Origin of the sequence: Arthrobacter sp. 2YAF22_2, assembly GCF_052114645.1 — a bacterium.
Taxonomy (GTDB): Bacteria; Actinomycetota; Actinomycetes; order Actinomycetales; family Micrococcaceae; genus Arthrobacter.
In genome coordinates this window covers 1-3,674 of record NZ_JBFRFD010000380.1, presented here as the reverse complement: position 1 = coordinate 3,674, position 3,674 = coordinate 1, and the positions used below count along the sequence as shown (strand labels likewise).

5 protein-coding genes are annotated in these 3,674 nt (G+C 67.7%); 1 reads left to right on the top strand and 4 read right to left on the bottom strand.

Features of this window, described 5'->3' with window-relative positions:
- On the top strand, window positions 1-618 hold a 618-nt coding region (locus AB4Y86_RS14355), incomplete at its 5' end, for an SGNH/GDSL hydrolase family protein (RefSeq protein ID WP_441402875.1).
- Between the two features lie 24 nt (window positions 619-642).
- Here AB4Y86_RS14355 and AB4Y86_RS14350 read toward each other — a convergent pair.
- From AB4Y86_RS14350 to AB4Y86_RS14335, 4 genes are all read right to left on the bottom strand, one after another.
- Window positions 643-1,665, bottom strand: coding sequence for an LLM class flavin-dependent oxidoreductase (locus tag AB4Y86_RS14350; protein ID WP_441402874.1), 1,023 nt, complete (start codon window positions 1,663-1,665; stop codon window positions 643-645).
- Window positions 1,666-1,748: 83 nt separating this feature from the next.
- Window positions 1,749-2,372 (bottom strand): GNAT family N-acetyltransferase, encoded by a 624-nt coding sequence (locus AB4Y86_RS14345; protein WP_441402873.1) that lies wholly within the window; start codon window positions 2,370-2,372, stop codon window positions 1,749-1,751.
- Between the two features lie 68 nt (window positions 2,373-2,440).
- Complete coding sequence (locus AB4Y86_RS14340; protein ID WP_441402872.1) at window positions 2,441-3,313, bottom strand: 3-hydroxyacyl-CoA dehydrogenase family protein; 873 nt, start codon at window positions 3,311-3,313, stop codon at window positions 2,441-2,443.
- A gap of 2 nt (window positions 3,314-3,315) precedes the next feature.
- On the bottom strand, window positions 3,316-3,674 hold a 359-nt coding region (locus AB4Y86_RS14335), incomplete at its 5' end, for an enoyl-CoA hydratase/isomerase family protein (RefSeq protein WP_441402871.1).

The window sequence follows — 3,674 nt, the reverse complement described above, 5'->3', positions numbered from 1 at the left end:
GCCGACGTGAAGGCCGTCAAGCTCGTCACTAACGCGGCCTGCAGCGGTAAAACGACCCAGGACGTCATCAGCAGCCAGCTAAAGAAGTTGAACCCCAGCACGGAACTCGTGACGATCACCGCGGGCGGCAACGACCTCGGTTTCGGAACGATCGTCACAAACTGTGTCACCGCCGTGTTTAATCCCGCCGCGGCCGGGGCCTGCGCCGATGCCAGCGCCACGGCGACCGCCCTGATTGCCAGCGGAAAACTCGCCGGCAACGTGGCCGCGATGATTCAGAGCGTGCATGCAGCCGCCCCCAACGCCAAGGTCGTGGTCACCGGCTACCCCTACCTTTACGACCCGATCCCCGCCGGCCGGACGGATTCGCTGTCGCAGTTCATCTACCAGGCCACGGCACTGGCAGACGGCCTGAACGGATCCATCGCCCTGGCCGCCGGGGCTCAGTACGTCGACGTCCGGGGAGCTTTCCTCGGCCACGGCATCAACTCGGCAGACCCATGGATCAATCTCAACCTTGCCAACCCGGGCAGTGCCGACAACTTCCACCCGAACGCCAAGGGCTACCTGGCCTACTACAAGACCTTGAAGTTGGCCGGAGCCTACCCCGGGTCCTAGGGTTGGCTCCGGCCAATAGAGGGCTCAGCGCCAGCCGAGCTGCGGCGCCACATACTTCAGGATCGACTCGATGACGTGGGCGTTGTAGGCGACGCCGAGCTGGTTCGGGACCGTGAGCAGCAGGGTGTCAGCCGTGGCGACCGCCTCGTCCTCGGCCAGTTTCGCGGCCAGCTCGTCCGGAGCACCCGCGTAGGACCGGCCGAAAACGGCGCGGGTTTTCTCGTCAATGTTGCCGACTTGGTCGGAGCTGTGGCGGTCACGGCCGAAGTACTGCCAGTCGCGCTCGTCCGTCAGCGCAAAGATGCTGCGGCTGACCGACACACGCGGTTCCCGTTCGTGCCCCGCCTCCTTCCAGGCCTGCCGGTAGAGCTCGATCTGCTCGGCCTGCTGGACGTGGAAGGGCTTGCCGCTCTCGTCATCCTTGAGCGTGGAACTCTGCAGGTTCATACCGAGCTTCGCCGCCCAGACGGCCGTGGCGTTGGAGCCGGAACCCCACCAGATGCGCTCGCGCAGGCCCTCCGAGTACGGCTCCACGCGCAGCAGGCCCGGAGGGTTCGGAAACATCGGGCGGGGGCTCGGCGCCGCGAAGCCGTCGCCGGCGAGTACCTCGAGCAGGCGTTCGGTGTGCCGGCGGCCCATGTCGGCGTCCGATTCGCCCTCTGCGGGGGTGAAGCCGAAGTGCCGCCACCCGTCGATGACCTGCTCGGGTGAACCTCGGCTGATGCCCAGCTGCAGTCGGCCGCCCGAGATCAGGTCGGCCGCGCCGGCGTCTTCTGCCATGTAGAGGGGGTTCTCGTAGCGCATGTCGATCACGCCGGTGCCGATCTCTATACGGCTTGTCCGTGCCCCGATCGCAGCGAGCAGCGGGAAGGGGGAGGCGTACTGCTGGGCGAAGTGGTGCACGCGGAAGTAGGCGCCGTCCGCTCCCAACTCCTCGGCAGCGACCGCGAGATCGATCGCCTGCAAGAGCGAGTCCGAGGCGGTGCGCACGCCGGACTCGGGGTGGTCGGTCCAGTGGCCGAAGGACAGGAATCCGATGTTCTTCACGTGAGGAAGCAACGTGGCGGTGGAGCGCCGTATTCCCGCGGGCCCCAGCCCGGCACCAACTCGGCCGGAGCCTGCCCGGGGTCCTAGCGGTGCTTGGCCAGCCGGTACTCGAGGCCGCTGCGGACCATCGGCCATTCGTGTTCGAGGATCGAAAATACCACGGTGTCCCGCAGCGCGCCGTCGGCGGTGCGGGTGTGGCTGCGCAGCACACCGTCCTGTTTGGCGCCCAGCCGGGCGATCGCGTCGCGGGACTGCTGGTTGAGCCAGTGCGTGCGGAATTCGACGGCGGGGCAGCCGAGCGTTTCGAAGGCGTGCCGCAGCAGCAACAGCTTGGAGTCCGGGTTGCTGCCGCTGCCGTGCGCGGAAGCGGCGTTCCAGGTGGAACCGATCTCAACCCGCGGCGTCGCGGCGTCGATGTTCATGTAGGTGGTCATCCCGATCACCCGGCCCGGTCCGCCCGTGGCCGGGTTCAGCAGCCGCGTGGTGAACGGCAGCATCGAGCCTTGGTGCTGCAGTTCCAGGCGCCGGTCGATCTCGGCGGCCATCGCCTCCGGCGCGGGCACGCTGGTATACCAGAGGTGCCACAGTTCCCCGTCGCGGGCCGCCGCCACCAGACCGTCGTGGTGGTCCCGGTTCAAGGGCTCGAGCACGACGTGCCTGCCGGTGAGGGTGATCGGTTCAATGCGGGGCCGCGCCGGGGTAGTCACTGCACCATCCTAGGCATGCGTGCGTGGTCCCGGGCGGTTTTCTCCGTAGGCCACCGCCCGGGAGCGGTTCAGTCGGCCCAGTCGAAGAAGCCCTTGCCGGACTTCCGCCCGAGYTCGCCRCGSGCCACCTTGTCMCGGAGGATCTGCGGCGGCGCGAAACGTTCACCCAGCGTGGAGGCCAGGTATTCGGCGATGCCGAGCCGGACGTCCAAGCCGACGATGTCGGTGGTCCGAAGCGGGCCGGTGGGGTGCTTGTAGCCCAGCACCATGGCGTTGTCGATGTCCTCGGCAGACGCAACGCCTTCCTCCACCATGCGCATCGCTTCGAGGGCGATTGCCACACCCAGGCGGGAGGACGCGAACCCCGGTGCGTCGTTGACGACGACGGCGGTCTTCCCGAGCGCCTGTACCCAGCCCCGGGCGGCCTCCGCGAGGGCCTCAGCGGTCTGCTCGCCGAGGACGACTTCGATCAGGGTGGAGGCGGGGACCGGGTTGAAGAAGTGCAGGCCCAGGAAGTTCTGCGGCCGCTTCAGTTCGCGGGCCAGCCCGTTAACGGAAAGCGAGGAGGTGTTGGAGGCAAGGTACGCGTCCGCGGCGAGCCGTTCCTCGATTCCGCGCAGCGAGGACACTTTCAGGTCCCAGTTTTCGGGTACGGCCTCGATCACCAGCTCGCGGTCCTTGAAGTCGTCGTAGTCCACGGTCACGGCGAGCCGGGAGACCATCTCGTCGAGGTTGCCATCGATCGCACCGCGCTCGATGCTCTTGGCCGCCGCGGATTCGACCCGCTCGCGGGCCGCCTCGGCTGCCTCGTCATCGCGTTCGACAACGAGCACGTTCGCGCCGTTGATCAGGAAGGCGTGGGCGATGCCGGCGCCCATCCGGCCGCCGCCGAGCACCCCGACGGTGGCGGGAAGGTTCGCGGGGAGTACGGAGTTGCTCATGTCTACTTCTTCCGGTCTGAGTTCTGGTCGGACTTCTTGGCGGATTTCTTGGCGGATTTCTTTTCCAAGAAAGCCTGCATGCGGTCGAACTTCGCCTGCGACTCGAAGAGGATGCCCTGCGCCAGCTGGTCGATCAGCGGGTGCGCCTCCGCCGGGGCGTGGAACACGGACTTGGTGATCCGCACCGCGAGCGGATCCTGCCGGCCGATCCGGTCCGCCAGCTCGTAGGCGGCGTCCATCAGCTGCGCGGGCTCGTGGATTTCGGTGATGAGCCCGACGGCGAGCGCCCGGTCGGCGCGCAGCACCGCCCCGGCCAGCAGGATCTCCTTGGCCACGGGCTCCCCCACGAGCTCCTTGAGGC